General features: G+C 57.7%; 25 protein-coding genes and 1 pseudogene. 13 read left to right on the top strand and 13 right to left on the bottom strand.

Annotated elements, in window-relative coordinates; translation table 11 throughout:
- Window positions 1-6: 6 nt before the first annotated feature.
- The 7 genes from DY250_RS09855 to lptM all read right to left on the bottom strand — a co-directional run bounded on the left by DY250_RS09855 (window position 7) and on the right by lptM (window position 8012).
- Complete coding sequence (locus tag DY250_RS09855) at window positions 7-2169, bottom strand: FimV/HubP family polar landmark protein (RefSeq protein ID WP_115612145.1); 2163 nt, start codon at window positions 2167-2169, stop codon at window positions 7-9.
- A complete protein-coding gene (locus tag DY250_RS09860) occupies window positions 2157-3206 on the bottom strand; it encodes a FimV/HubP-related protein (RefSeq protein WP_147293506.1) in 1050 nt (349 codons plus the stop codon). Before DY250_RS09860 ends, DY250_RS09855 begins: the two co-directional genes overlap by 13 nt.
- Before the next feature lie 102 nt (window positions 3207-3308).
- Window positions 3309-4394, bottom strand: a complete 1086-nt coding sequence (gene leuB, locus DY250_RS09865) for a 3-isopropylmalate dehydrogenase (protein ID WP_115612147.1) — start codon at window positions 4392-4394, stop codon at window positions 3309-3311.
- A gap of 11 nt (window positions 4395-4405) precedes the next feature.
- Entirely contained in the window at window positions 4406-5032 is a 627-nt protein-coding gene (leuD, locus tag DY250_RS09870; protein ID WP_115612148.1) for a 3-isopropylmalate dehydratase small subunit, read from the bottom strand.
- Window positions 5029-6432, bottom strand: coding sequence for a 3-isopropylmalate dehydratase large subunit (leuC, locus tag DY250_RS09875; RefSeq protein ID WP_115612149.1), 1404 nt, complete (start codon window positions 6430-6432; stop codon window positions 5029-5031). Before leuC ends, leuD begins: the two co-directional genes overlap by 4 nt.
- Before the next feature lie 235 nt (window positions 6433-6667).
- Window positions 6668-7915: a diaminopimelate decarboxylase gene (gene lysA, locus DY250_RS09880; protein WP_115612150.1), complete on the bottom strand. Its 1248-nt coding sequence runs from the start codon at window positions 7913-7915 to the stop codon at window positions 6668-6670.
- Window positions 7905-8012, bottom strand: coding sequence for an LPS translocon maturation chaperone LptM (gene lptM / locus DY250_RS15135; protein ID WP_115612824.1), 108 nt, complete (start codon window positions 8010-8012; stop codon window positions 7905-7907). The genes lysA and lptM overlap by 11 nt, the downstream gene beginning before the upstream one ends.
- 31 nt (window positions 8013-8043) lie before the next feature.
- Here lptM and DY250_RS09890 point away from each other — a divergent pair, with 31 nt between their 5' ends.
- From DY250_RS09890 to DY250_RS14340, 7 genes are all read left to right on the top strand, one after another.
- Window positions 8044-8697, top strand: coding sequence for an alpha/beta hydrolase (locus tag DY250_RS09890; protein WP_172542326.1), 654 nt, complete (start codon window positions 8044-8046; stop codon window positions 8695-8697).
- A gap of 417 nt (window positions 8698-9114) precedes the next feature.
- Entirely contained in the window at window positions 9115-10539 is a 1425-nt protein-coding gene (gene ccoN / locus DY250_RS09895) for a cytochrome-c oxidase, cbb3-type subunit I (protein WP_115612152.1), read from the top strand.
- 23 nt (window positions 10540-10562) lie between these two features.
- Window positions 10563-11174, top strand: a complete 612-nt coding sequence (gene ccoO / locus DY250_RS09900) for a cytochrome-c oxidase, cbb3-type subunit II (protein WP_040389127.1) — start codon at window positions 10563-10565, stop codon at window positions 11172-11174.
- A 6-nt stretch (window positions 11175-11180) separates the two neighbouring features.
- On the top strand, window positions 11181-11384 hold the full coding sequence (locus tag DY250_RS09905; RefSeq protein ID WP_006985434.1) for a cbb3-type cytochrome oxidase subunit 3: 204 nt from the start codon (window positions 11181-11183) through the stop codon (window positions 11382-11384).
- The gene (gene ccoP, locus DY250_RS09910; RefSeq protein WP_115612153.1) at window positions 11381-12529 is read left to right on the top strand and encodes a cytochrome-c oxidase, cbb3-type subunit III; all 1149 of its coding nucleotides are present in this window, start codon (window positions 11381-11383) and stop codon (window positions 12527-12529) included. Before DY250_RS09905 ends, ccoP begins: the two co-directional genes overlap by 4 nt.
- A gap of 437 nt (window positions 12530-12966) precedes the next feature.
- Window positions 12967-13329 (top strand): transposase-like zinc-binding domain-containing protein, encoded by a 363-nt coding sequence (locus DY250_RS15140; protein WP_425455469.1) that lies wholly within the window; start codon window positions 12967-12969, stop codon window positions 13327-13329.
- 222 nt (window positions 13330-13551) lie between these two features.
- The gene (locus DY250_RS14340) at window positions 13552-13890 is read left to right on the top strand and encodes a hypothetical protein (RefSeq protein WP_245951163.1); all 339 of its coding nucleotides are present in this window, start codon (window positions 13552-13554) and stop codon (window positions 13888-13890) included.
- Between the two features lie 129 nt (window positions 13891-14019).
- Here DY250_RS14340 and rpoD read toward each other — a convergent pair whose 3' ends face one another.
- From rpoD to DY250_RS09945, 5 genes are all read right to left on the bottom strand, one after another.
- Complete coding sequence (rpoD, locus tag DY250_RS09925) at window positions 14020-15888, bottom strand: RNA polymerase sigma factor RpoD (protein ID WP_115612154.1); 1869 nt, start codon at window positions 15886-15888, stop codon at window positions 14020-14022.
- A 29-nt stretch (window positions 15889-15917) separates the two neighbouring features.
- The gene (dnaG, locus tag DY250_RS09930) at window positions 15918-17621 is read right to left on the bottom strand and encodes a DNA primase (RefSeq protein ID WP_115612155.1); all 1704 of its coding nucleotides are present in this window, start codon (window positions 17619-17621) and stop codon (window positions 15918-15920) included.
- Between the two features lie 25 nt (window positions 17622-17646).
- Window positions 17647-18096 (bottom strand): GatB/YqeY domain-containing protein, encoded by a 450-nt coding sequence (locus DY250_RS09935; RefSeq protein WP_006985442.1) that lies wholly within the window; start codon window positions 18094-18096, stop codon window positions 17647-17649.
- Window positions 18097-18111: 15 nt separating this feature from the next.
- Entirely contained in the window at window positions 18112-18327 is a 216-nt protein-coding gene (rpsU, locus tag DY250_RS09940) for a 30S ribosomal protein S21 (RefSeq protein ID WP_006985443.1), read from the bottom strand.
- Window positions 18328-18397: 70 nt separating this feature from the next.
- Window positions 18398-18778 (bottom strand): ABC transporter, encoded by a 381-nt coding sequence (locus DY250_RS09945; RefSeq protein ID WP_115612156.1) that lies wholly within the window; start codon window positions 18776-18778, stop codon window positions 18398-18400.
- Window positions 18779-18812: 34 nt separating this feature from the next.
- On the opposite strand from DY250_RS09945, the gene DY250_RS09950 reads away from it, so the two are divergent.
- The 6 genes and pseudogenes from DY250_RS09950 to DY250_RS14350 all read left to right on the top strand — a co-directional run bounded on the left by DY250_RS09950 (window position 18813) and on the right by DY250_RS14350 (window position 22539).
- A complete protein-coding gene (locus DY250_RS09950; protein ID WP_115612157.1) occupies window positions 18813-19352 on the top strand; it encodes a metal-dependent hydrolase in 540 nt (179 codons plus the stop codon).
- Window positions 19349-19810 (top strand): SoxR reducing system RseC family protein, encoded by a 462-nt coding sequence (locus DY250_RS09955; protein WP_115612158.1) that lies wholly within the window; start codon window positions 19349-19351, stop codon window positions 19808-19810. The genes DY250_RS09950 and DY250_RS09955 overlap by 4 nt, the downstream gene beginning before the upstream one ends.
- Before the next feature lie 164 nt (window positions 19811-19974).
- On the top strand, window positions 19975-21270 hold the full coding sequence (locus tag DY250_RS09960) for an NCS2 family permease (protein WP_115612159.1): 1296 nt from the start codon (window positions 19975-19977) through the stop codon (window positions 21268-21270).
- Window positions 21271-21678: 408 nt separating this feature from the next.
- Window positions 21679-21849, top strand: a pseudogene (locus tag DY250_RS15145) (IS1/IS1595 family N-terminal zinc-binding domain-containing protein); the annotation flags it as partial.
- 51 nt (window positions 21850-21900) lie between these two features.
- Window positions 21901-22263, top strand: a complete 363-nt coding sequence (locus DY250_RS14345; RefSeq protein WP_218565578.1) for a transposase — start codon at window positions 21901-21903, stop codon at window positions 22261-22263.
- Window positions 22264-22296: 33 nt separating this feature from the next.
- Window positions 22297-22539 carry a hypothetical protein gene (locus DY250_RS14350; protein WP_218565579.1) on the top strand — a complete coding sequence of 81 codons (243 nt, stop codon included), beginning with the start codon at window positions 22297-22299 and terminating at the stop codon, window positions 22537-22539.
- Window positions 22540-22594: 55 nt separating this feature from the next.
- On the opposite strand, the gene DY250_RS09970 is transcribed toward DY250_RS14350, so the two are convergent.
- Window positions 22595-23470: a LysR family transcriptional regulator gene (locus DY250_RS09970; protein ID WP_115612160.1), complete on the bottom strand. Its 876-nt coding sequence runs from the start codon at window positions 23468-23470 to the stop codon at window positions 22595-22597.
- Window positions 23471-23595 lie beyond the last annotated feature (125 nt).

The following is a 23595-nucleotide window of genomic DNA, read 5'->3' on the forward strand; positions in this document are numbered from 1 at the left end:
TACCCCTCAAGCTTTTTCGAGTTGCTCCAGCATGCTGCGCGCGCGGATTTTTTGCGCTTCGCTGCCGGATACCAGCACTTCATCAAGCCAGGAGCGGGCTTTTTCGGCTTTGCCCATAACGATGAAGGAGGTAGCCATGTCAAGGTTGATTTCCATCGCTTCAATGTCAATGTCGGATGAAGCCGGAGCGATGGTTGCGGCGACGGGACGCACCGGTGCTGCTTGCGGTGCGGTGGCAGATGCCGGTTGGGCGGCAGCAGGTTGGGCAGCCGGTTCGTCTTGCAAAGAGAAGAAGTCAAGGGCTTCGCTCTCGGCCTTTTCGGTAGTGACCGGGGCGGTGACAACCACGGCATCGCTGACGACGCTGTGGGTGTGTACGACAGCTGGTTTTTCAGCAGCAACCGGGGCTTCTTCTGCGACGACAGGCGCAGGTTCTTCGTCACTACCGAAGAAATCAAGGACGTTGTGATCTTCATCGACAATCTCCGGCTCGGCTGCGGCGGCAGGTGTGCTCGCGCTGCTATCATCGGCCAGGTTGAGGCTGTTGAAAAAGTCGAGATCATCATCGCCTGTGCTGGCGCTGACCGTGGCAGTCGTTTCTTCTGCGGTGGGAGCTGCCGGTTCTTCTGCGGCGAAGCTGATGAAATCAAAATCGTCGCCATCATCGGCTGCCGCTTGTGCAGCGATAGCCGCTACCGGTTCGCTGGCTGCGGGTTCTTCAGCGGCAAAGCTGATGAAGTCGAAATCGTCGCTATCATTATCATTGGTGGCAGCGTTCTGTGACACTGGTTCTTCTTTGGCTATCGGTTCGTCAGCAGCGAAGCTGAGGAAGTCAAGGTCATCATCTGTGGCAGCGGCAGGTTGTGATGCTGATTCTGCCTTGGCAGCCGGTTCGTCGACGGCAAAGTTGAGGAAATCAAAGTCGTCTGCTTCAGCGGCGGCTGGTCGTGCTGCGGGCTCAGCTTTGGCCAAACTGGGTTTGACAGCGGGTGTTGCAGCAGCCGGGGCTTCATCCAGGCCAAAATCAGGCAGGTCAAAGTCGGTATCGTCTGTGGTTGCGGTGTGACTTGTGGGAGCCGGTGCCGGTTCTTCAGCAGCAAAGGCTTCGAGGTCGCTGAAGAAGTCGTGTTCTTCTTCAGCAGCCGCAGGTTGTGGTGCAGCCGCAACAGAGACGGTTTCTTCGTTGCCCGGCAGTTGGAGATCTTTGAAGAAGTCATCCGGTAGTTCTTCGGCAGAATGCGGTTCGCCATCATCCACGAATCTCGGAATGCCGATTTGCTCGTTTAGCTTTTCCAGTTCGGATAGCTGGCTGTTCAGCTGTTGCAAACCTTCCAAGTCAGCGACCGGGTCATGTCCTGCCACGGGTTCGACTTTGCGACGCGGTTTGGGATCGCCCGCTTCCATATCGTGTCCAGCCTTGATGCCTTCGCGCGCTTCCATTTCCGACACCATGCGGTCAATTTCATCTTGCGAGAATTCTTCCATACTGTCGTCGTCGCGGCGGCGGCGATGGGTGATGAAGTAGGCGGCAGCGCCTCCCAAGCCAAGCACACCCACACCGGCGGCGGCCAGGAGCGGCAGCGGCATACCGGTTGAGACTTTGTCGGTCGGCTGTTCTTCAACGACGGCAACCACGGGTTTAGATTCCATTGCCGGGATAGTAGGCGGCGCAGCCGGTTCGTCGGCAGCAGCCACTTCGACAGTTTTTTCTGCCAGCACGGGCAAGGCAGCGCTTTGTTCTTCCGGATTTTGTTCTGCGGCTGGTGCTGCCGGGCTTTCGGCAGCTTTGCTGTTGTCGGCGACTAAGGTTTCGCTGTTATCCAAGGTGAGCTGGTTGCCATCCATTTGTACGTTGTTTTCCGGCGGCGTCGTGCTTTCAGCCGGGGCGTCGTTCTGTACGAGGGCGACGGGTGGGTTTTGTACATCGTTCGCGGCAATGTTGTTTTCTGCGCCAGGTGTCGCAGCAGCGATGGCCTCTTCCGCCTTGGCCGGAATATCTGCTTTGGCAATTTCTGTTTTACCAGGCGCGCTGCCGGCTTTTTTCTCTTTTTTCGCCGGTTTATCGTTCGCCGCGATATCGGTATTTTGCGCCGCTTTGGCCGGAGCCGGCACGGTTGCCGCACCTGGATCAGGGATAACCAAGGTACTGCCAACCATCAGGTTACCCATGTTGTTATGGGCAAAGGAACCCCGGTTGGCGTGTAGATAGCACGCATCATCTGCTGGATGGATACGTCCTCGGACGGGCGTGCGGCGTTGGCAATGGAAAAGAGGGTTTCGTTATCGCGCACCGGGCCGTAGGTGCTGCCAACCGCGATGCTGCCCGGCTTGACATCGGCCGAGTAGTAGGAATAACGACCATCTTCGCTTCGCTTGCTTGGCGGCGGGGTTTGCTTTGCCCCCCCGGCAAGGACGTCATGCCCGCCCCAACCTTCGCTGTTCGGATTGGCAGCACGCAGCGGGGTCGGTTTTCTGTTTTGAGCGAGGCGCTCTTTTTCTTTTGCTTTGCGAGCAGCAAGTTCTTTCGCCCTGGCTTTAGCAGCTTCTTTTTCCGCAGCAATACGGTCGTTACGGACAGCTTCGTCTTCAACGGACGCAACTTCCCGGTTGTTCAGGTTGGACGCGCTGAAATCAAGTTTGGATTTTACGGGCTGTACGGCGGCAATTTGTTCCGGTTCTTGTGCAGTCTCTTTGCACCTTTTGCCTTTTTTGCACTTGGTTTTTGTTGCAGGCAACGCCGTTCCTTTGCTTTCCGGTACTTCTGCCAAAGTTGGGGCGCTACCCAAGCCCGGATTGAGCGGGTCCTGATTGAAGAAGGCAGCGTATTCACGGGTGATAGTGCTGCCATTGCTGTTGATAGTCAGCAGGAAGTTGAGGAAGGGTTCACGGATGCCTGTGGTGCTGGTGACGCGGATAACGTAGCCTTTGCCCGATGGTACCAGACTGAAGCGCAGTTTCTGGTGGATGGGCAAGAGTTCGATGCCGCGCGCGCGGTACGCTGCCGCACTGGCGAGTTGTACGGTGGCGCCTTTGGCGGTGGCAGCATCCAGGCCGTCCACGCGGATAGTGGCGCTCATCGGCTGGCCGATGCTGGAATTGACTTGGATAGGCCCTAATCCGATGGATGCAGCAACGCTGCTGCATCCCAACCCAACTGCCAATGCAACGGCATGGCGCAAACGTGCAGGCGTTTGTTTCCTGTTCATACTGTGCTCCTTCGGCCGTATGGGTACTACGGCGGTATCATAAAAACAACACTGGGATTATATGCAGCCGTAGTTTTACAAGCAAGTAATCTTTTCTACAGTCTATGGCAATTCTGTCACAAGACAGCGACACACGGCATCACCGATAGCGGCGGTGCCGGAAGATTGTTGCCCGATTGCAACAAGATCGGCGCTGCGCACACCGGCAGCGATGCTGTTTTCTACAGCTGCCTCAATCAGGCGGGCATGTTTTTCGTCGTACAGACTGTGGCGCAAGAGCATGGCGAGCGAAAGCAGCATGGCATACGGGTTAGCAATGCCTTTCCCAGCAATATCGGGCGCGGAACCGTGCACGGGCTCAAACAGGCCGACGCCGTCTTCGCGCAGGGAGGCGGAGGGCAGGAGGCCGATAGAGCCGGTCAGTTGCGAGGCTTCGTCAGAAAGGATGTCGCCGAAAAGGTTGCCGGTGACGATGACGTCGAATTGTTGCGGGTTGCGCACCAGCTGCATGGCGGCGTTATCCACGAGCAGGTGCGTGAGGGTCACATCAGGGAAGTCGGCGGCGGTTTCGGTAACGATGTCGCGCCACAGTTGCGAGCTTTCCAGCACGTTCATTTTGTCGATGGAACAGAGGCGTTTTTGCCGTCCCTGGGCGGCGGTGAAGGCGACGCGGGCGATACGGCGCACTTCGCTTTCGCTGTAACGCAGGGTGTTGTAACCCTCGCGTTCGCCGGCGTCGTTTTGCCCCAGGCCGCGCGGCTGGCCGAAGTAGATGCCGCCGGTGAGTTCGCGCACGATGAGGATGTCCAGCCCGCGCACGAGCTCGGCTTTGAGCGAGGAACGTTCGACGAGGGCGTCCAGTACCCGTGCCGGACGCAGGTTGGCAAACAGGCCGAGGTCGGCACGGATGGCGAGCAGTCCGGTTTCCGGCCGCTGCGAACGCGGCAGGTTGTCCCATTTCGGCCCGCCGACGCAGGCGAGCAGCACGGCATCGGCTGCGCGCGCTTTGGCGCGGGTTTCCGGCGGATACGGTTCGCCGGTGGCATCCACCGCGCAGCCGCCGAGCAGGGCGGTGTCGAGAGTCACGGCTAGTCCGGCGCGTTCTTGCAGGAGGCGCAGCACTTTTTCCGCTTCTGTTATGATTTCCGGGCCGATGCCGTCACCGGGGAGTAACAAGATGTTCTTCATAATATATATCCTCAATTCTCCTCAGAATGCCCCGCGTATAACCACGGAAACCGCTGTTTGTGCCGCTCTTCGAAAGCACGGATGTCGGCGGCGTGTTGCAGGGTCTGGCCGATGTCATCTAACCCGTAGTAGAGCGCGTGTTTGCGGAAATTGTCCACGGTGAACGGGTAGCTGTCCGCGGCGCAGTGTATCTGCTGTGCTTCCAGATCGACGGTGATGCTTACCGTTTCCGCTGCCTGCGTTGCGGCAAACAGCGCTTCGGCGGTGACTTCATCCACTTGCGCGGGTAGGACGCCGTTTTTGAAGCAGTTGCTGTAAAAGATGTCGCCGAATGATGGCGCAATCACCGCGCGGAAGCCGTATTCGTCCAGCGCCCACACCGCGTGTTCGCGCGAGGAGCCGCAGCCGAAATTCGCCCCGGCAAGCAGGAATTTTGCGCCCTGGTAGCGCGTTTCGTTCAGCACGAAGGCGGGGTTGGGTGCGCGGTCAGGCAGGTAGCGCCAGTCGTCAAAGAGGTACTGACCGAAGCCGCTTTTTGTGATGAGTTTCAGGTATTGCTTCGGCAAGATCGCGTCGGTGTCGATATTGCTGCGGTAGAGCGGGGCGAGTATGCCGTTTTCGGTGGTGAATGCTTTCATAGTAGTTCCCTGACATCAACAAAATGCCCCGTCACGGCTGCTGCTACCGCCATCGCCGGGCTGACCAGATGCGTGCGCGCACCCTGTCCCTGCCGTCCTTCAAAGTTGCGGTTCGAGGTGGAGGCGCAACGTTTGCCCGCACTGAGGCGGTCGGCGTTCATCGCGAGACACATTGAGCAGCCGGGCGATCGCCATTCAAAGCCCGCTTCCATGAATATACGGTCTAACCCTTCCGCTTCCGCTTGTGCTTTCACCAACCCCGATCCCGGCACGACCAGCGCCGTTTCAATGCCGCTGGCCACGCGTTTACCGGCGACGATCTGCGCCGCAACGCGCAAATCTTCAATGCGGGCATTGGTGCAGGAGCCGATGAAGACGGCATCCAGCGGTACGTCGTCAATCGCCTGCCCCTCGCGCAGCCCCATATAGGCCAGTGCGCGTGCGTAGGCATCGCGCTGTTTGGCGTCGCGCGCGTCATCAAGATGCGGCACACGACCGCCGACATCAATGACCATTTCCGGCGACGTGCCCCAGCTCACCTGCGGCGCGATCGCCGTCGCATCCAGCAGCACTTCGCGGTCGAACACGGCATCGGCGTCGCTGACCAGCGTACGCCAGTACGCTTCCGCCTGATCCCACAACGCGCCCTGCGGCGCAAACGGCCGCCCGCGCAGAAAGTCCACCGTCGTGTTATCGACCGCAACCAGCCCGGCGCGCGCACCCGCCTCAATCGACATGTTGCACATCGTCATCCGCCCTTCCATCGACAGCGCCCGTACCGTACTGCCGGCAAATTCCAGCGTGTAGCCCGTGCCGCCTGCCACGCCGATGGTGCGGATGACCGCCAGCATCAAATCTTTGGCGAACACGCCGGCGGGCATTTCGCCTTCGATGCGGATACGCATCGCCTTCGTCTTTTTCTGCGGCAGACATTGCGTGGCGAGGACGTGTTCCACCTCGCTCGTGCCGATGCCGAAGGCCAGCGCGGCGAACGCGCCATGCGTGGACGTATGCGAATCGCCGCAGACCAACGTCATACCAGGCAAGGTCAGGCCCTGCTCCGGCCCGACCACATGGACGATCCCCTGCCGCTTGTCGAGGCGGTCAAAGAGACGCACCCCGAACTCGGCACAATTCCTTTCCAGCGCTTCCACCTGCGCGCGGGCGACAGGGTCGGCAATACCGCGTTCCGGGTGCAGCGTCGGCACATTATGATCCGGCACCGCCTGAATCGACGCGGTACGCCACGGCGCGCGTTTTGCCTTGCGCAGACCGTCGAACGGCTGCGGCGAGGTCACCTCGTGCACCAGATGCCGGTCGATATACAGCAGCACCTGCCCCGCGTCCTCGCGCACCACATGCGCCTGCCAAATCTTGTCGTATAACGTTTGCCCTGACATGAAAAAGCCTTCTTAACCTGTTATCTAATGGGAAGGGTTCAGTATTTATCCCGCTTGACGAGCCCAGTATCTACCTTGGCGAACCCAGTGTTTACGCCGCTTGGCGGGGTCAGTATTTATCCTGCTTAGCGAGCCCAGTATTTATCCCGCTTGGTGGGGCCAGCATTTATCCCGCTTGGCGGACCCAGTATTTACCCCGCTTGGCGAGCCCAGTATTTACCCCGCTTGGCGACCGTCATAACACCTCCTGCGCCCACAAATCCTCAAGCGACTCACGATGGCGAATCAGGCGCGCCTTGCCGTCCTCAATCAGCACCTCTGCCGGACGTGGGCGAGAATTATAAGAACTCGCCATCGAAAACCCGTAGGCACCCGTGCCGCAAATTGCCACCAAATCGCCGCGTTCGCCGCTCATCGGAAAATCGCGTGCGAAAGTGTCGCCCGTCTCGCACACCGGCCCGACCACATCCATCCGCCCCGCGCCGTCGTAGGGGCGGCTGACATTCAGCATCGTCGGCCGCACCTGGTACAGCGCCGGACGGATATAGTCATTCATCGCCGCGTCCAGCATCAAAAAGCGCCGCTCCGACTGCGCTTTGGTGAACACCACCCGCGACAGCAGCAGCCCCGCATTGCCGACCAGTGAGCGCCCCGGCTGCAAACACAGCCGCAGCGGCCGATCGCCCAAGCGAGACAACAACGCGCGCGACAAATCCGCCGCTGACGGCACCTCCGGCGCATCCTCCGTGGCAATGCCCAGACCGCCGCCCATATCGAGATGCTCAAGCGGCGCCCCCTCGGCAAGCAGCGCGTCCACCAGCGGCAGCAGCGAATCCATCGCCGCCAGGAACGGCGCAATCGCGCGAATCTGCGAGCCGATATGACAGCCGACACCGACCACTTTCAGCGACGGCAGTTGCAAGGCCTCGCGGTACAGCGCGGGCGCATCCGCAATCGCCACGCCAAACTTGTTGCCGCGCAGTCCGGTCGAAATATACGGATGCGTCCCGGCATCCACATCGGGATTCACCCGCAGCGCCACCGGCGCGACCACGCCCGCAGACGCGGCAAGCTCCGCCAGACGCCGCAACTCGGCGGGCGATTCCACATTAAAACAGCCGATATCGACCGCGAGCGCGCACGCGATTTCCGCATCCGACTTGGCGACGCCGGAAAAGACCACGCTGGACGGCGCACCACCGGCGCGCAGGACGCGTTCCAACTCGCCGCCGGAGACAATATCAAAACCCGTGCCCGCTTCAGCAAACAGCCGCAGCAAGACCAGATTGCTATTGGCCTTCACCGCATAATACAGCGCCACCTGCCGCTCAAGACCGTGCGCATGATAGGCGTGCAACGCCGCACGCATCGCCGCCGCGCGGTACACATACAGCGGCGTGCCGAAGGCGTCTGCCAAAGACGCGAGCGACACGCCGTCCACACAGCCGTGCTCGTCCACCCCGGAGAAAAACTCAGCGCGCATCAGACGCCTCCTGCTGTTCAGGCAAATAAAGCGGGCCCTTCTGCCCGCAGCCCGCAAACAAAATCGCTACAATGACCAAAAAGCACACTCTGCGCATCACTAAACATCCAGAAAAAAGGAAAAAAATTATGACACAGGCCCCGGACCGAATCACGCTGCTCGCCGCAAAAACCGCCACGCACAGCATCATCTGGCTGCATGGCCTCGGCGCGGACGGCAACGACTTCGCCCCCGTCATCCCGCTGCTCGAACTGCGCCCGACCACGCGCGTCATCCTGCCACATGCCCCCGTGCGCCCCATCACCGTCAATAACGGCATGAACATGCGCGGCTGGTACGACATCAAAAATTTCGACCTCAACCCCGCCGACGAAGACCTCGCCGCCATCAAAGACAGCACCGCCGCCATTGCCGCGATTGCTGCTGAAGAACAGGCGCAAGACATCCCCGCCGACCACATCCTCTACGCGGGCTTCTCACAGGGCGGTGTCATCGCGCTCTACTACGGCCTGCGCCACCCTTGCGGTGGCATCCTCGCGCTTTCCACCTACCTTGCCGACGCTGCCAACACCCCTGCCGCCGACTGCGGCCACTGCCCGCCCATCCTGCAAATGCACGGTACGCAGGACCCCGTCGTCCCCTACCGCCTCGGCAGACTCGCGCACGAACAACTGAAACACAAAGGCTACGCGCCGCAGTGGCACGACTACCCGATGCAGCACCAGGTCTGCCCGCCGCAAATCGCCGATATTGCCGTCTGGCTGCATGAGCGGGGCTACTGAACCACCGGGTGGTATCGATCTAATTTAAAAGGCAGACCGGGTGTCTGCTTTTTTTTACGTCTTCCGGCAGACGGCGGTGCCAGTAACAAGGTGTTGCTGCCGGAAAGGTGGCGTAAGACTCTTCTAGAAAGGAAGACGGAATTATCCGAAATGGCATAAAGAATCCATATATGCAATAAAAGCGCATATTGAATGATGCTAAATTTATCATCATTATTCTTGATTTCAGCATATATAAAAAAGAAATCCTAAATAGAACTTCCTCTGTCTTTATTCTTTAAATAACCGCAGGTTAGCGTAGAAAAATCCGTCTGGATGATTGTTAATATTGCGCCGGAATGCTATTCTAATATCGAATATCCGGCCTGCCGGATTTCTAATTATTGGTAATTGAATAATCGAGATGAGGTAATCCTGATGACTACGGATACAACCTATAACTACCGTGTGGTACGGCAATTTACCTGGGCGGCAATCCTCTTTGCCATCATCGGTATGCTGGTAGGTGTAATCATTGCTGCACAATTACGCTGGCCGACACTCTTCGGCGGCATCGACATCCTGTCCTACGGCCGACTACGCCCGGTGCACACCAGCGGCGTTATCTTCGCCTTCGGTGGTAACGCGCTTTTTGCCACCTCCTACTACATCGTGCAGCGCACCTGCGGCGTACGCCTCATTTCCGACAAAATTGCCGCTTTCACCTTCTATGGCTACCAGGCGGTGCTGGTACTTGGCGTCCTCAGCTACATGTTCGGCTACTCGCAAAGCAAGGAATACGCCGAACTGCCCTGGCTGCTTGACATTCTCCTTGCCATTGTGTGGGTTGCCTACGGCTACGTCTTCTTCTGCACCATCGGCAAGCGCAAGGAAAAACACATCTACGTCGGCCTGTGGTTCTACGGTTCCTATATCATCGCCGTCGCCGTGCTGCACATCTTCAACAATCTCGCCTTGCCGATTGACTGGCTGCATTCTTACCCCGTCTATGCCGGTGCGGTTGATGCCATGGCGCAGTGGTGGTACGGCCATAACGCTGTCGGTTTCTTCCTCACCGCCGCTTTCCTCGGCATGATGTACTATTTCGTGCCGAAACAGGCGGGACGCCCGATTTACTCCTACCGTCTCTCCATCGTCCACTTCTGGGCTCTTATCTCCATTTATATGTGGGCCGGCCCACACCATCTGCATTACACCGCCCTGCCGGACTGGACGCAATCGCTGGGCATGGCCTTTTCCGTTATCCTCTGGGTACCTTCCTGGGGCGGCATGATTAACGGCATCATGACCCTTTCCGGCGCCTGGAACAAACTCGTTACCGACCCGATCATCCGCTTCCTCTTTGTTGCCCTGTCCTTCTATGGCATGAGCACCTTTGAAGGTCCGATGATGGCCATCAAGGAAGTGAATGCGCTGTCGCACTACACCGAATGGACCGTCGGCCACGTCCACTCCGGCGCGCTCGGCTGGGTGGCGATGATCACCATCGGCTCCATCTACCACATGCTGCCGCGCCTCTACGGCAAGACTGAAATGCACTCTACCCGCCTCATCTTCATCCACTTCTGGCTGGCGACCATCGGCATCGTCCTCTACGTCACTTCCCTGTGGGTTGCGGGCATCATGGAGGGCCTCCTGTGGCGCGAGACCCAACCTGATGGCACGCTCACCTATCCCTTTTTCGTGGAAATCCTCAGCAAAAAATACATTTTCTACTTCGTCCGCTTCCTCGGTGGCTGTTTCTTCCTCAGCGGCGTCTGCCTGATGGCCTACAACTGCTGGAAAACTGCCTTCGGTGCAAAAACCCAGCCTGTCCCCACCCTCGAAGCCCAACCCGCGTAAGGAAGGAATACCACATGAACATCATGAGCCATGAACACGTCGAAAAAAGTGTCGTCATCCTCGGCATCCTTACCTTCTTCGCCGTCATCTGGGGCGGGCTGGTGCAAATCGTGCCGCTCTTCTTCGACGACGAACTCCATCCCGAAGAAGGCTACGTCAAACCTTACGAGCCGCTGCGCCTTGCCGGTTTCAATATCTACGTCCGCGAAGGCTGCTACGGCTGCCACTCGCAGATGATTCGTCCTTTCCGCTGGGAAACCGAACGCTACGGTCATTATTCCGTTGCTGAAGAAAGCCGCTATGACCGCCCCTTCATGTGGGGCAGCAAGCGCACCGGTCCGGACCTTGCTCGCGTGGGCGGCAGATATGGTGATGATTGGCACCACAAACACCTCACTGATCCGCGCAGCGTCGTGCTTGAATCCAATATGCCCGCCTACCCGTGGCTGAACAAACGTCCGGCAGACGTTGAGCTCACCAAAGCGAGTATCCGCACCAAAATCAAACTGGGCGAACCCTACACCCAGGCGGACGTTGACAGTGTGGACGCGGCGCTCAAAGACAAAACCGAAATGGACGCACTCGTGGCCTACCTGCAAGGACTCGGTGTCGCCTTCAAAGAACACAACCGGTAACAGCACATGACAGCCGGCAGCATCGCGTGGGTCAAACTTACGACCGTCATCCTCTTCATTTCCTTCATCCTGATGGTCATCCTGCTCTACCTGCCACAGCGCCATAAGCCTTACCAGGACGCAGAAAAACTGGCACTGAAAGATGACGGCGACGCGCCCATCACCCCACGCTACCCGGAACAAGAAGAACACAAGAGGCAAAAACCATGACAACAGTCAGCATCTTCATCGCGGCAGTCACAATCCTGCACATCCTGGGCTATATCGCCTTTATCTACTGGACAACCCGCATCAAGGCAGGCGGTGATGCCAAAGAGGGTGAAATCATAGATCACACCTGGGACGGTGACCTTAAAGAAATGAATAACCCGCTACCGGGCTGGTGGCTGTCGCTCTTCTACTTGATGATCGCCTTCGCCATCCTCTACCTCATCCTTTACCCGGGCGTCTTCAAAGGCGTCAAAAACTGGACACAAATCAGTCAATACCAGCAAGAAAGCCGCAGTATTGACGCCCAATCCGCCGACTACTTCCGCCACTATGCCGGCAAAAGCACCGAAGAACTGGCGAAAGACCCGGAAGCTCTCGCAACAGGCCGCCGCATCTTTGCGCAGAACTGTGCCGTCTGCCACGCCGGTGACGCCGGCGGCATCGCCGGCAGCTACCCCAACCTTACCGATAACGACTGGATCTGGGGTGGCACACCGGAAGCCATCATCAACACCATTACCAACGGCCATGCTGGTGCCATGCCGCCCGGTGGTGCACTGGTCGCGATTGATCCGAACAACCCCGCCTGGGCACCGAGCAGCGAAGACCAAAGCAAACTGGATGAAGTCGCCAACTACGTTCTCGCCCTGGGTGGTTACGCGCACGACAGTGCTGCCGCCGAAAAAGGCAAAGCCCTGTATGACACCAGCTGCGTTGCCTGTCACGGCGGCCAGGGTGAAGGCAACCCCATCCTTGGTGCCCCGAAACTATCCGACCAAATCTGGCTCTACGCCGAAGACGACGACCCCGCCTCTCTCAAAACCTTCATCGAGCAGCAAATCCTGCATCCGCGCAATAACGTGATGCCCGCTTGGAAAGACACGCTGGGAGACGCCAAAATCAAGGTCGTCGCCGCCTACGTCTATTCCCTCAGCCATGACACAGACGAAGCAGAAGTAACTGCGGAAAACAAAGCACCTGTGACCGAAGTAACCCCGGCAGCAGAAGCTACCGCCGAACCTGCACCAGCCACAGGAATCACCCCGGCGACTGAAACTCCAGCAATGACCGAACCCGCAACCGCCGGAACTGATGCGCAACCCATCGCTGAAACAGCGCCGACTGCCGCACCGCCTGTAAACTGAAATCTCTGTGTCACCAGAACGGCAATCCAAAATCCGCTACCGCGAGGTAGCGGATTTTTTACAGATGTCCCGAGTAGAATCGATATGGTGTCAGCGAGCTTCGCCGGGCCCCCTAAAAATCGCTGCACGATTTTTAGAAAAACCCGTGCCATACCTATCCGGACCGTCTTTGCCTCACCACCTTGCCTATTGAAACGACTATAGGCACAGAATCTTTCGCGCGTAAACAGATGGCAAATGGGGTATAGTTGAATAGATAAAAAAGCGTAGCAAGGCGCGCCGCCGCAGACAGTACAGGTAGTACGGAAAGTCGGCGCAACGCCGTTACGATTTTTTAGATGTTTAACCATAATGGATAAAATCAGCGTAATGGACAAAACGGGTGCTAAAAAGCGCTGCAGCCCTTACGCTGTAAGGCTTTCAGGAGTTGAAAGCCTTTGAACACAAAAAAATGCTTTTTTGCGGCTCAAATACAGATCAAGAAGAACGCTACCCGTGATGGCAAACAACGCTACAAATGCACCGCCTGCAACAAGCGTTTCAGCGGCGGCAGCAAGCTTGACCCCGACACCCTCTGGCAGCCTTACAGCGTTGGCAAGCAAACCGACACACAGCTTGCCGGGCAGTACGGATGCAGCATCAAAACCATCCGCCGTCATCTCGCCAAAGCAGCCACGCAAGCGACCTGCGCGACCCTGCAGGTGGCAGCGGCTAACCTCATGTGGATATCACCTATTTTGGCCGCAAGTGGGGCGTTATGGTCCTCTACGACGTCCGTAGCAAACGCGCCTTGGCAGTGACGACAATTGAGCGGGAAACCAATGCGCTTTACATGCAGACAGTCGCTACATTACGAGGAAAAGGTGTTGTGATACAAAGCATTATCTGTGACGGTAAAAGCGACTTGCCGGGCGCTTCCCCGGATATACCCGTACAGATGTGCCAATTTCACCAAATCAAAATCATCGTTCGCCACCTGACCAGAAAGCCCGTAAAGCCCGGCAGCACAGGCTTTACGGGCCTTGTCACTAACCCTAACGGATACCACTCGGGCGGCGTTTACGGCGGCACTCGAGGGCTGGTACGAGCAGCACGTCGCCTTCTTGAACGAACGCAGCGTGAACGAGAAAACAGGGCACTCACGCTACACGCATAAGCGCCTGCGCGCCGCGTACAGCAGCCTGAGACGGTATCTGCCATGGTTATTTACCTACGAGTGTTTCCCCGAGCCGGGCATCCCGAACACGACCAATTTGCTGGAAGAGAAATTCGGCGATATGAAGCGGCTTTCGAAGTGCCATCATGGGCTAAAAAAGGAGAATAAAATTCTGTTTATAAAGGATTATTTTGCGAAAAAATAGTCTCAAAAGCACTCGTTTTGTCCATTACGCCCTTTTTCTCCTAAAGCGCCGCAACGTCCTGCTTCTGGCTAAAGCAGGTGGTGTCACAGCATTCAACCATAAAAATCCCCGCCGGAGCGGGGATTCGGGTTAGTCATTAAGGAAGCTTTTCAGCAATTCCGAGCGGTTCGGGTGGCGCAGTTTACGCAGTGCTTTGGCTTCGATCTGCCGGATGCGTTCGCGAGTAACATCGAACTGACGGCCAACTTCTTCCAGGGTATGGTCGGTGTTCATGTCAATGCCGAAACGCATACGCAGTACGCGTTCTTCGCGCGGGGTAAGCGAAGCCAGCACTTCGTTGGTCGCCTCACTCAGACCGCGCGTGGTTGCGGCTTCGAGCGGCGACATGACGTTCGAGTCTTCGATGAAGTCGCCAAGATGTGAGTCTTCATCGTCGCCAATCGGGGTTTCCATCGAGATCGGCTCTTTGGCGATTTTCAGCACTTTGCGGATTTTTTCTTCCGGCATGTCCATCGCTTCGGCCAGTTCTTCCGGGGTGGGGTCGCGGCCGTTTTTTTGCACCAAGGTACGCGAGATGCGGTTCAATTTATTGATGGTTTCGATCATGTGCACCGGGATGCGGATGGTGCGTGCTTGGTCAGCAATGGAACGGGTGATGGCCTGACGGATCCACCAGGTGGCATAGGTCGAGAATTTGAAGCCGCGCCGGTATTCGAATTTGTCCACCGCTTTCATCAGGCCGATATTGCCTTCCTGGATGAGGTCAAGGAATTGCAGGCCACGATTGGTGTATTTTTTCGCAATGGAGATGACGAGACGCAGGTTCGCTTCGACCATTTCTTCTTTGGCGCGCTTGGCCTGCGCTTTACCAATGGAGAGGCGCTTGTGGATATCTTTGAGCTGGATGATGCTCATGCGGTAGCGCTTTTCAATATCGAGGTATTTTTCTTGTTCAACCTGGATTTCGGTGATAAGCGGTTTGAGTTTTTCCGCGTATTTGCGCCGCTGTTTGCTTTGCGCGACGATCCAGTCGGGGTTGGTTTCGTTGCCCGGGAATTCTTGCACGAAGGTTTTGCGCGGCATGCCGGCGCGTTCGATGATGAGGCGCATCAAGCGGCGTTCGACGGCGCGGATTTCTTCGTTCGGGATATTGAGCTGCGCTTCCATCAGGTCGATGGTTTTTTGCGGGAAGGAGAAGGCCGCGATGTGTTCTTTGATTTCGCCGTGCAGTTTCTGGATTTTTTTGTCATCCAGGGATTTGCCCTTGCTGAGCGCGGTCATGAGCTTTTTGTGGATGGCGGTGAGTTCGACGAGTTTTTCCCGCGCTTCATTGAGGGTGTCCTGGTTGCCAGTAGCCTCTTCCGGCGGGTTGCCGTCGTCATCCACGTCTTCGTCGTCATCGTTGCCGCTACTGATGCCATCGTCTTCGCTGTCTTCGTTGCTGGTACCTGCGGCGAGGATTTCTTCGGTTTTGTCAGCATAGGGATCGCCGTAGCCATTGACGAGGTCGCCCAGGCGACTTTCGCCCGCTTCGGTTTTGGCAAATTCTTCGAGCAGGGCAGTGATCGCCAGCGGAAATTCGGCCAGGGTTTGCTGCACGGTGTTAAGCCCCGCTTCGATACGTTTGGCAATAGCGATTTCACCTTCGCGGGTGAGCAGGTCAACGGCACCCATTTCGCGCATGTACATACGCACCGGATCGGTGGTGCGGCCAATTTCTGCTTCGTTGAGTGAGGCGGCGCTGGGAACTTCTTCTTCGTCGTTACTGGCAATGACGTTGTCGTCTTCCTGAGCGCTTTCGACAACGTCAATACCCATTTCGACGATGAGCGCAATCATTTCGTCGTATTTGTCGCCTTCGAGCGCGTGTTCCGGCAGAGCTTCGTGGATTTCTTCGTAGGTCAGGAAGCCTTGTTCGCGTCCACGGGCAAGCAGTTCTTTGACTTCGTCCTGGACGTCATATTCTTCGTGTTCTTGTTCTTGCTCAAATTCGCTCATGGTTTATCCCGTTGTTGTGGAAGTAGAAATCAGCCCTGTTTTATGTGGGCAACGGTGAATTTTTCAAGGCGCGTTTGCTGACGGGCGTGATTGTCGCGAATGCTCGCCAGCATGGCGGCAAATTCGTCACGCTGCTGTTCGCTGCTGAGACGGCCAAGCAGTTGCGCGGCGGAGGCGACGCTGTCATAGACACCGTGTGCGCGCAGGAAGGTAGCGACGCGCACCTCGCTTGCACCATCGCTTTGCAGGGTGTAGCACAGCAGCCAGAAGAGTTGTAGTTCGCCGTCTTGCGGTGGGTATTCCCAACGACGCAGCGGCAGGGCACTCTGTGGTTGTAGCAGTAGATGCGCCATCAGGCGAATACCTTTGTCTTTGGGTTTGGTGATGACGGTTTCGCGGGTAGCACGGTAGGCGGGTATAGCGCGCTGTGCGCTGTAAGCGGGGCTCTTGACCGTGCTACCAAGGGTAAGTACCGGCAGGTCAAAGCGTTTCTTCACCTGGTCGCGCAGAATTTCGCGATAGTCGCCGGCAGGTAACAGGTTGAGCCAGCGTTGCGCTTCACCTGCCAGTTCGGCTTGTGCTTCGGCGCTGCGTTGCACGCCTGCGCCGTCGTCCAGCACTTGCATCAGGTAGGTGGAAGCGGGCAGGCTGGCATCCATCAGCTGGCGGAAGGCCTGCACACCCGATTTTTCCACCAGCGAATCGGGGTCCTCGCCTGCCGGCATGAACATGAAGCGCCATTCGTGCTGTTTGTCGTGCTGGGCGAAGACGGCTTCCAGCGCTTTACGTGCGGCCTTTTGTCCGGCAGTGTCGCCGTCGAAGGAAAAGTAGGTTTTGTCAGCGCGTTTTTTCAGCTGGCTAATGTGACTGTCGCCAATAGCGGTGCCAAGGGCAGCGACGGCATTGGTGACTCCATGCTGCCACAGTTTGATGACGTCCATATAGCCTTCGGTGACAAGCAGGGTGCGTTCGCGCGCCTGCATCGCCTGGTACAGCCCGTAGAGTTCAAAGCGTTTGTTAAACCAGGTAGTTTCCGGCGAGTTGAGGTATTTCGGCTGGGCATCGCCCATCGCACGGGCACCAAAGGCAATGATTTTTCCTTTGCTGTTGTGGATGGGGAAGATGACACGCTCACGGAACCAGTCGTAATAGTGGTCATCTTTTTTGCCGATCAGGCCGACATCCTGCAACAGCTGCTGCGGGTATTTGCTGCCAAGGTGGGTCAAGAGGGCATTGTTGGCCGGAGCATAGCCGAGCATGAAGGCATCAACGGTCTGCTTTTTCAGATGCCGCTGGCGCAGGTAATCACGTGCCGCTTTGCCAGTATCGCTGTAAAAGGCTTCGTGGAAGAAAGCTGCCGCATCGGCAAGGCATTCCAAACCGAGATCGTAGCGATCTTTTTCCTGCGCATCATGGTGGCGCCCATCATCTTGATAAGGGACATCCAGCCCGTTGAATGCAGCCAGTTGTTCGACTGCCTCGGGGAAAGGCAGGTTGTCGTAATCCATCAGGAAGCGGATGGCATCGCCGCTCACGCCGCAACCAAAGCAGTGGTAGAAACCTTTTTGCAGGTTGACGCTGAATGAGGGGGTTTTTTCTTGATGAAACGGGCAGCAAGCCCAATGGTTGCTGCCCGATTTGCGGGTAAAGGTGATCCGCGTGGACAGTAGCGCGAGTAAATCCGTACGCGCTACCAGTTCGTCAATAAAGGGTTTGGGGATGCGTTTTGCCATCGGCTGCCGCCGGGCGGCCTCCGGCTCAGGATTGTAATAATGTGCGTAAATACTGGCTGACAAAAGCCATGTCTGCGCGACCTTCCAGTTTGGATTTCAGCTCTGCCATCAGCGGTTTCATGGACGCCATTGTGCGCGGCAATCCGGATGCGGCAAGTGCTTCGTCCACAGTGGCGCGGATTTCATCTTCACCAAGTGCCTGCGGCAGAAACTGCTGGATGATGACGATTTCCGCCTCTTCATGCTCAGCAAGATCAAGGCGCGCGGCGTCACGGTATTGTTTCGCCGCATCCTGACGCTGTTTGACTTGACGCACCAGCTCGCGCAGGGCGATGTCATCAGTAATCTCAACGCGCTGATCAACTTCAATTTGCTTAAACGCCGCGCTCATCAGGCGCAGCGTTTGCAGGGTAACTTTGTCCTTGTTGACCATCGCCGTCTTGATGGCGGCGTTGATGTTTTCCCGGATGCTCATGGTGCTGGGGTACGCTTAGTAGAGGCGTTCGAAGCGACCGCGTTCTTTTCTCAGACGACGGGCGTTGCGTTTGACAGCAGCGGCGAGTTTGCGTTTGCGTTCCTGAGTCGGTTTTTCATAGAACTCACGGCTGCGAACTTCGGCAAGCACACCGGCTTTTTCTACGGAACGTTTGAAACGACGCAGGGCAATATCGAACGGTTCATTGTCGCGTACTTTTACACTTGGCATTAGTTTCCTCGATTTAGATGAAAAAATTTACATAAGAAAGGCGCGCATTATAGTAGTGTCTTCCTAAAAATCAACGGACTTTTCCCGCCTGCTGCACCACTTTGCGCACTTTGCGACGGCTGCCATCGTAGTTGTGCATAATCGTGCCGGCTTGCAGGGAAATCGCGCAAAAGCAAATGACCGCGCCCCACAGCGGCTGCCCCCACAGCCAAATCACCCCGCCAAAAAAGAGGTGCAGCGGGGCGAAGAGCGCCAGCACTGCAAAGGCCTTGCCCTGCCGCCGCCAGACAAACGGCAGCCAGTACACGAGTGGTAGCAACGTCAGCAACAGGCCGAGGAACATCTGCAATATGTTCGCGGTGCGGAAAAGCAGCAGTGCCGCCGCATAAATCCCAATCAGCGCCACAAGCGACGCCAGCGTCAGGCAAAGCCCTGTTTTTTGTCGCGGCATACCCCTTTCCCCAAACAACACAAAGCGGCGAATTATGGCACAAGCGATTATAATCCGCATCCTGCCTGTCTTTCGCCCGTTCATGCTCACCGCTCACGCCCCTGCCGGTTACATCACCGCCCGTCTGCTTATCCGCCTCAAACCGCCACATATGCCCACCTGGCAATGGTCGCTTATCGGCATCACCGGCGGTCTGCTGCCCGACGTGGATATGCTCTGGTTTTATTTCATTGACCACGGCCACGTGCATCACCACCGCTACCTGACGCACTGGCCCGTACTCTGGCTAACCCTGCTCCTCATAACCTTCTGTTACTACCACTATCGCCGCAATGCCGCTGCCGCTATCCTGCTGCTCACCGCCGTGAACGGCTGCGTCCATATCTGCCTTGACAGCATCGTCGGCGACATCTACTGGCTACTACCGTGGCACGACAGCGCTTACTCGTTTTTCACCGTCACTGCACGCTTCCAGCCGTGGTGGCTGAATTTCATCCTGCACTGGACCTTCCTGCTCGAACTCGGCCTGTGGCTGTGGGCAGGCATTCTTTATAACCGTACCCGCCGCCTATGACCGACAACATCATCCGCGTCCGCATTCTCGCCGTCAACGCCGCCACCGTACAAATCGTCCCCGTGGACGACATCCGTGACTGCAAACGCTGCGCCGAAGGCAACGGCTGCGGCGGTCGCCCGTGGTTTCGCGGTTTCAAACGCGGACAGGCGATCACCCTGGCGAACACCGCCAACTGGCATAGCGGCGACAGCGCCGAATTGCACCTGAGTTCGACCGGCCTCAACCTCAGCGCTGCGCTCACCTACGGCTTGCCGCTGCTCGTCTTTCTCGTGGCACTTGCCTGCACACAGACCTGGCACGAAAGCCGGCAGCTGCTCGCGGCCATTACCGCCGTCCTCGTCACCCCCATCCTTACCCGCCCGCTGCGCCACCGCATTATCACCCGTTGCCTGCGCCTTGAACGCACGGGTGGCAGTACTGCCCTCCCCTGCCGCTACAGCAAACCGAGTGGTTGACCCGCCTGGCAACCAGCGGAAACACCGCAACCGCGCCACCCAAACAAACCATAACCCTGCAAGAGCGGCAGCGATAAAATACCCGCCCTTTCATACCAGGCGCCAGACAGGATAACCACACGGTTTCCGCCTTCGCGTCTCCAAAACACACAACCGGAACCCCCATGCTCGACAAACTCTTCCAGCTCAAAGCACACGGCACTACCGCCCGCACTGAAACCATCGCCGGCATTACCACCTTTCTGACGATGGCCTACATCATCTTCGTCAACCCAAATGTTCTCGCCAAAACCGGCATGGATCACGGCGCTGTCTTCGTCGCCACCTGCATCGCCGCCGCCATTGGCTGCTTCATCATGGGCTTTCTTGCCAACCTGCCCGTTGCTCTCGCGCCGGGCATGGGGCTCAACGCCTTCTTCACCTACACTGTTGTCCTGCAACTTGGCCATAGCTGGCAGACAGCGCTGGCCTGCGTCTTCCTCTCCGGCGTCCTCTTCATCCTCATCAGCCTGTTCCGCATCCGCGAATGGCTCATCAACGCCATCCCCAATTCATTGAAAAAAGCCATCGCGGCAGGCATCGGCGGATTCCTCACCTTCATCGCCCTGCAAAGTGCGGGCATCATCGTTGATGCTGACGGTGTCCTCGTCAAAATGGGCAGCATCATCAGCTTCGCGCCGCTCATGACCGCGCTCTGCCTCCTGCTGATCATCGCCTTCGTCCATTACCGCGTGCCGGGCAGCGTCATGCTCGCCATCCTTATTGTCTCCGCCCTCGGTGTCCTCTTCCACAACCAGCCCCTACCGCCGAGCCTTATCGCCACCCCGCCCTCGCTTGCGCCGACCTTCATGCAGATGGACTTCCGTAGCGCGCTGGATCCGGCGATGTACAGCATCATCTTTGCCTTCTTCTTCGTGGACCTCTTCGATACCGCCGGTACCCTCATTGCCGTTACCGAACGTGGCGGCCTTGCCCGCGACGGCAAAATCCCGAACTTGAAAAAAGCGATGCTGGCCGACAGTGGCGCGACCATCGTCGGCGCCATCCTCGGCACCTCCAACACCACCAGCTTCATCGAAAGCGCCTCAGGTGTCGCTGCCGGCGGCCGCACCGGATTGATGGCAGTTGTCGTCGGCATCCTCTTTCTCCTTGCCACCTTCCTCTCGCCGCTCGCACAAATGGTACCGAGCTACGCCACCGCCGGCGCCATCCTCTACGTCTCCGTACTGATGATGTACACCGTGGGCGAGATTGACTGGCACGACCTCACCGAAGCCGCGCCCGTCGCCATCACCTTCCTCACCATCCCGCTGACCTACTCCATCGCCGACGGCATCACCCTCGGCTTCATCAGCTACGCCATCATCAAACTCGTCTGCGGCCGCTATCGCGAACTCAATATCGGCGTCCTTACCCTCGCCGCCATCCTGCTCTTCCGCCTTATCTGGGTACACGGCTGAACCTGAACAAAAATGGCGGGCACGGCCCGCCATTTTTTTCGTCCGCCGACACTATCATGCCGCCAAGAACCGCTTATCGCGAGAGACGAAAAAATCATCGCCGTCCACCATCGTCATCAACTCCCTAGCCCCGTGCAACCGGCAGCGACAAAGCCTCACCCTGCCCCGTGGATAAAGCCTGGAATGGAGGCAACCAAAAACAGGCACCGCTACAAAACCCCGCCAAGCGGGATAACTGCGCAGTTCCTCATTACCACCGCAGACTTGGAAACATCGCCTGCAACGTCTTCATGTTGGTGTAATGGACAAAAAAGGTGTTACAAATCGCTGTAGCCCTTACGCTGCAAGGCTTTACGCGAGGTCAAAACCTTTGAACACAAAAAATGCCTTTTTTACGGCTCAAAACAGGTCAGGAAAGATGGCAACCAAAATGGCAAACAACGCTACAGATGCGTGTCCTGTCACAAGCGTTTCAGCGGCGGGCAAAAGCCAATGCTACAGCGAAGGCAAGCAAACCGCCGCACAGCTTGCCGGGCGGTACGGATGCAGCATCAAAACCATCCGTCGTTACCTCGCTAAGCAGCCACGCAAGCCAATGACGTGCTGCCACAAGTGCCTGTTAACCTCGTCATGGACACCACCTGTTTCGGCCGTAAGTGGGGCGTTATGGTCCTCTATGACGCCTGTAGCAAGCGCGCCTTGACAGTGACAGCAACCGAGCGGGAAACCAATGCGCTTTACATGCAGGCGGTCGCTGCATCACGAGAAAAAGGTGTCGTGATACAAAGCATTATCTGTGATGGACGAAGCGGACTGCTGCAAGCCTTCCTGGGCATTCCGGCGCAAATATGCCAGTTTCACCAGATCAAGATCATCGTGCGCCACCTGAGCAGAAAGCCCAAAAGCCCAGCGGCGCAGGCGCTGCGGGCCCTATCGCTGACCCTGACGGATACCACTCAGGCGGCGTTCGGGGAGGCTCTCAAGGGCTGGTAGGAGCAGTACGCAGCTTTCCTGAACGAACGCAGTGTGAACGGGAAAACAGGCCACACACACTACACGCATAAGCGCCTGCGCGCTGCGTACAACAGCCTGAAAGGGCATCTGCCATGGTTGTTTACCTGCGAGCGTTTTCCCAACTTGGGTATCCCGAATACGACCAATTTGCTGGAAGAAAAATTCAGCGAAATGAAGCCGCTTTTGCGGTGTCACCGGGGCTTGAAAAAGGAGAATAAGTTTCGGTTTATAAAAGATTATTTCAGCAAGAAATAGAGGGGAGAACATGAAATTTGTCCATTACGCCAAATTTTGCTTTGGCTTCGCCAGTTCATCCTTCCCTGATCGCCGCCAGCACTTGTAAGAGCGCTGACGCGTGGCCTTTGCGGTTGGGGTAGTAGGCGTAGAGCGGCGGGTACTGCACGGCGCAGGCAGGCAGCACTTCCACCAGTGCGCCATGCGCCAGTTCGTCCGCGACCAGCGGCAGCGAGACCTGGGTGATGCCTAGGTGCGCCAGCGCCGCCTGCTTTCTGCCCTGGTTGACCACGACTTGCGCCGCCGGGCGGTATTCCCGCCGCTCGCCGTCCACCGTCAGTTCCCACGGCAGCAGCGTGCCGTCGTCGTGGCGCAGGCGCAGGCCGATCAGGCGGTGATGCTGCAAATCGTCCACCGTCTGCGGCGGCGGGTTGTCCCGCAAATATTGCGGCGAAGCGACCAGCGTCATGGTGAGCGGTGGCGAGATGCGCAGTGCCACCATGTCTTTTGCCACGTCGTCGCCAAGGCGCACGCCGAGGTCGTAGCCTTCGCCGACGATATCCACGAAGCGGTTATCCACCGTGATTTCCACGCGGATGTGCGGGGTGGCAGCGAGTAGCGGTTGCAGTTTCGGCAGCAGTATCCAGTCGCAGGCGAGTTGTGGGGCGTTGATGCGCACCAAGCCGCCATCGCTGTCTTCGCGCAGACGGTCCAGCCCCGCTTCGATGGCGGCGAAGGGCGCGGCGCTGGCTGCGAGCAGCCGTTCCCCCGCGGCGGTGAGGGCAATGCTGCGGGTGCTGCGGTTAAAGAGGCGGATGCCGAGCGCCTGTTCGAGGCTGCCGATGCTTTGGCTGAGGGCGGATTTGGACAGGCCCAGTTGTTGCGCGGCTGCGGTGAAGCTGCCGCAGCGGGCGACGTGCAGAAAGAGATAGATGTCGTTGAAGTGGCGCATGGGGGTTCTCGTAGTGATGATACGGCTGGCGATTGTCCGCGTTTGCTTAACGGTTCGTGCGCGTTTAGGTAGTTTATCTGCACAAACGTGGCCGTTATCCTAGCGCTATCTTTTAACCACCGGGA

Source organism: Cardiobacterium valvarum, assembly GCF_900460955.1.
Lineage (GTDB): Bacteria > Pseudomonadota > Gammaproteobacteria > Cardiobacteriales > Cardiobacteriaceae > Cardiobacterium > Cardiobacterium valvarum.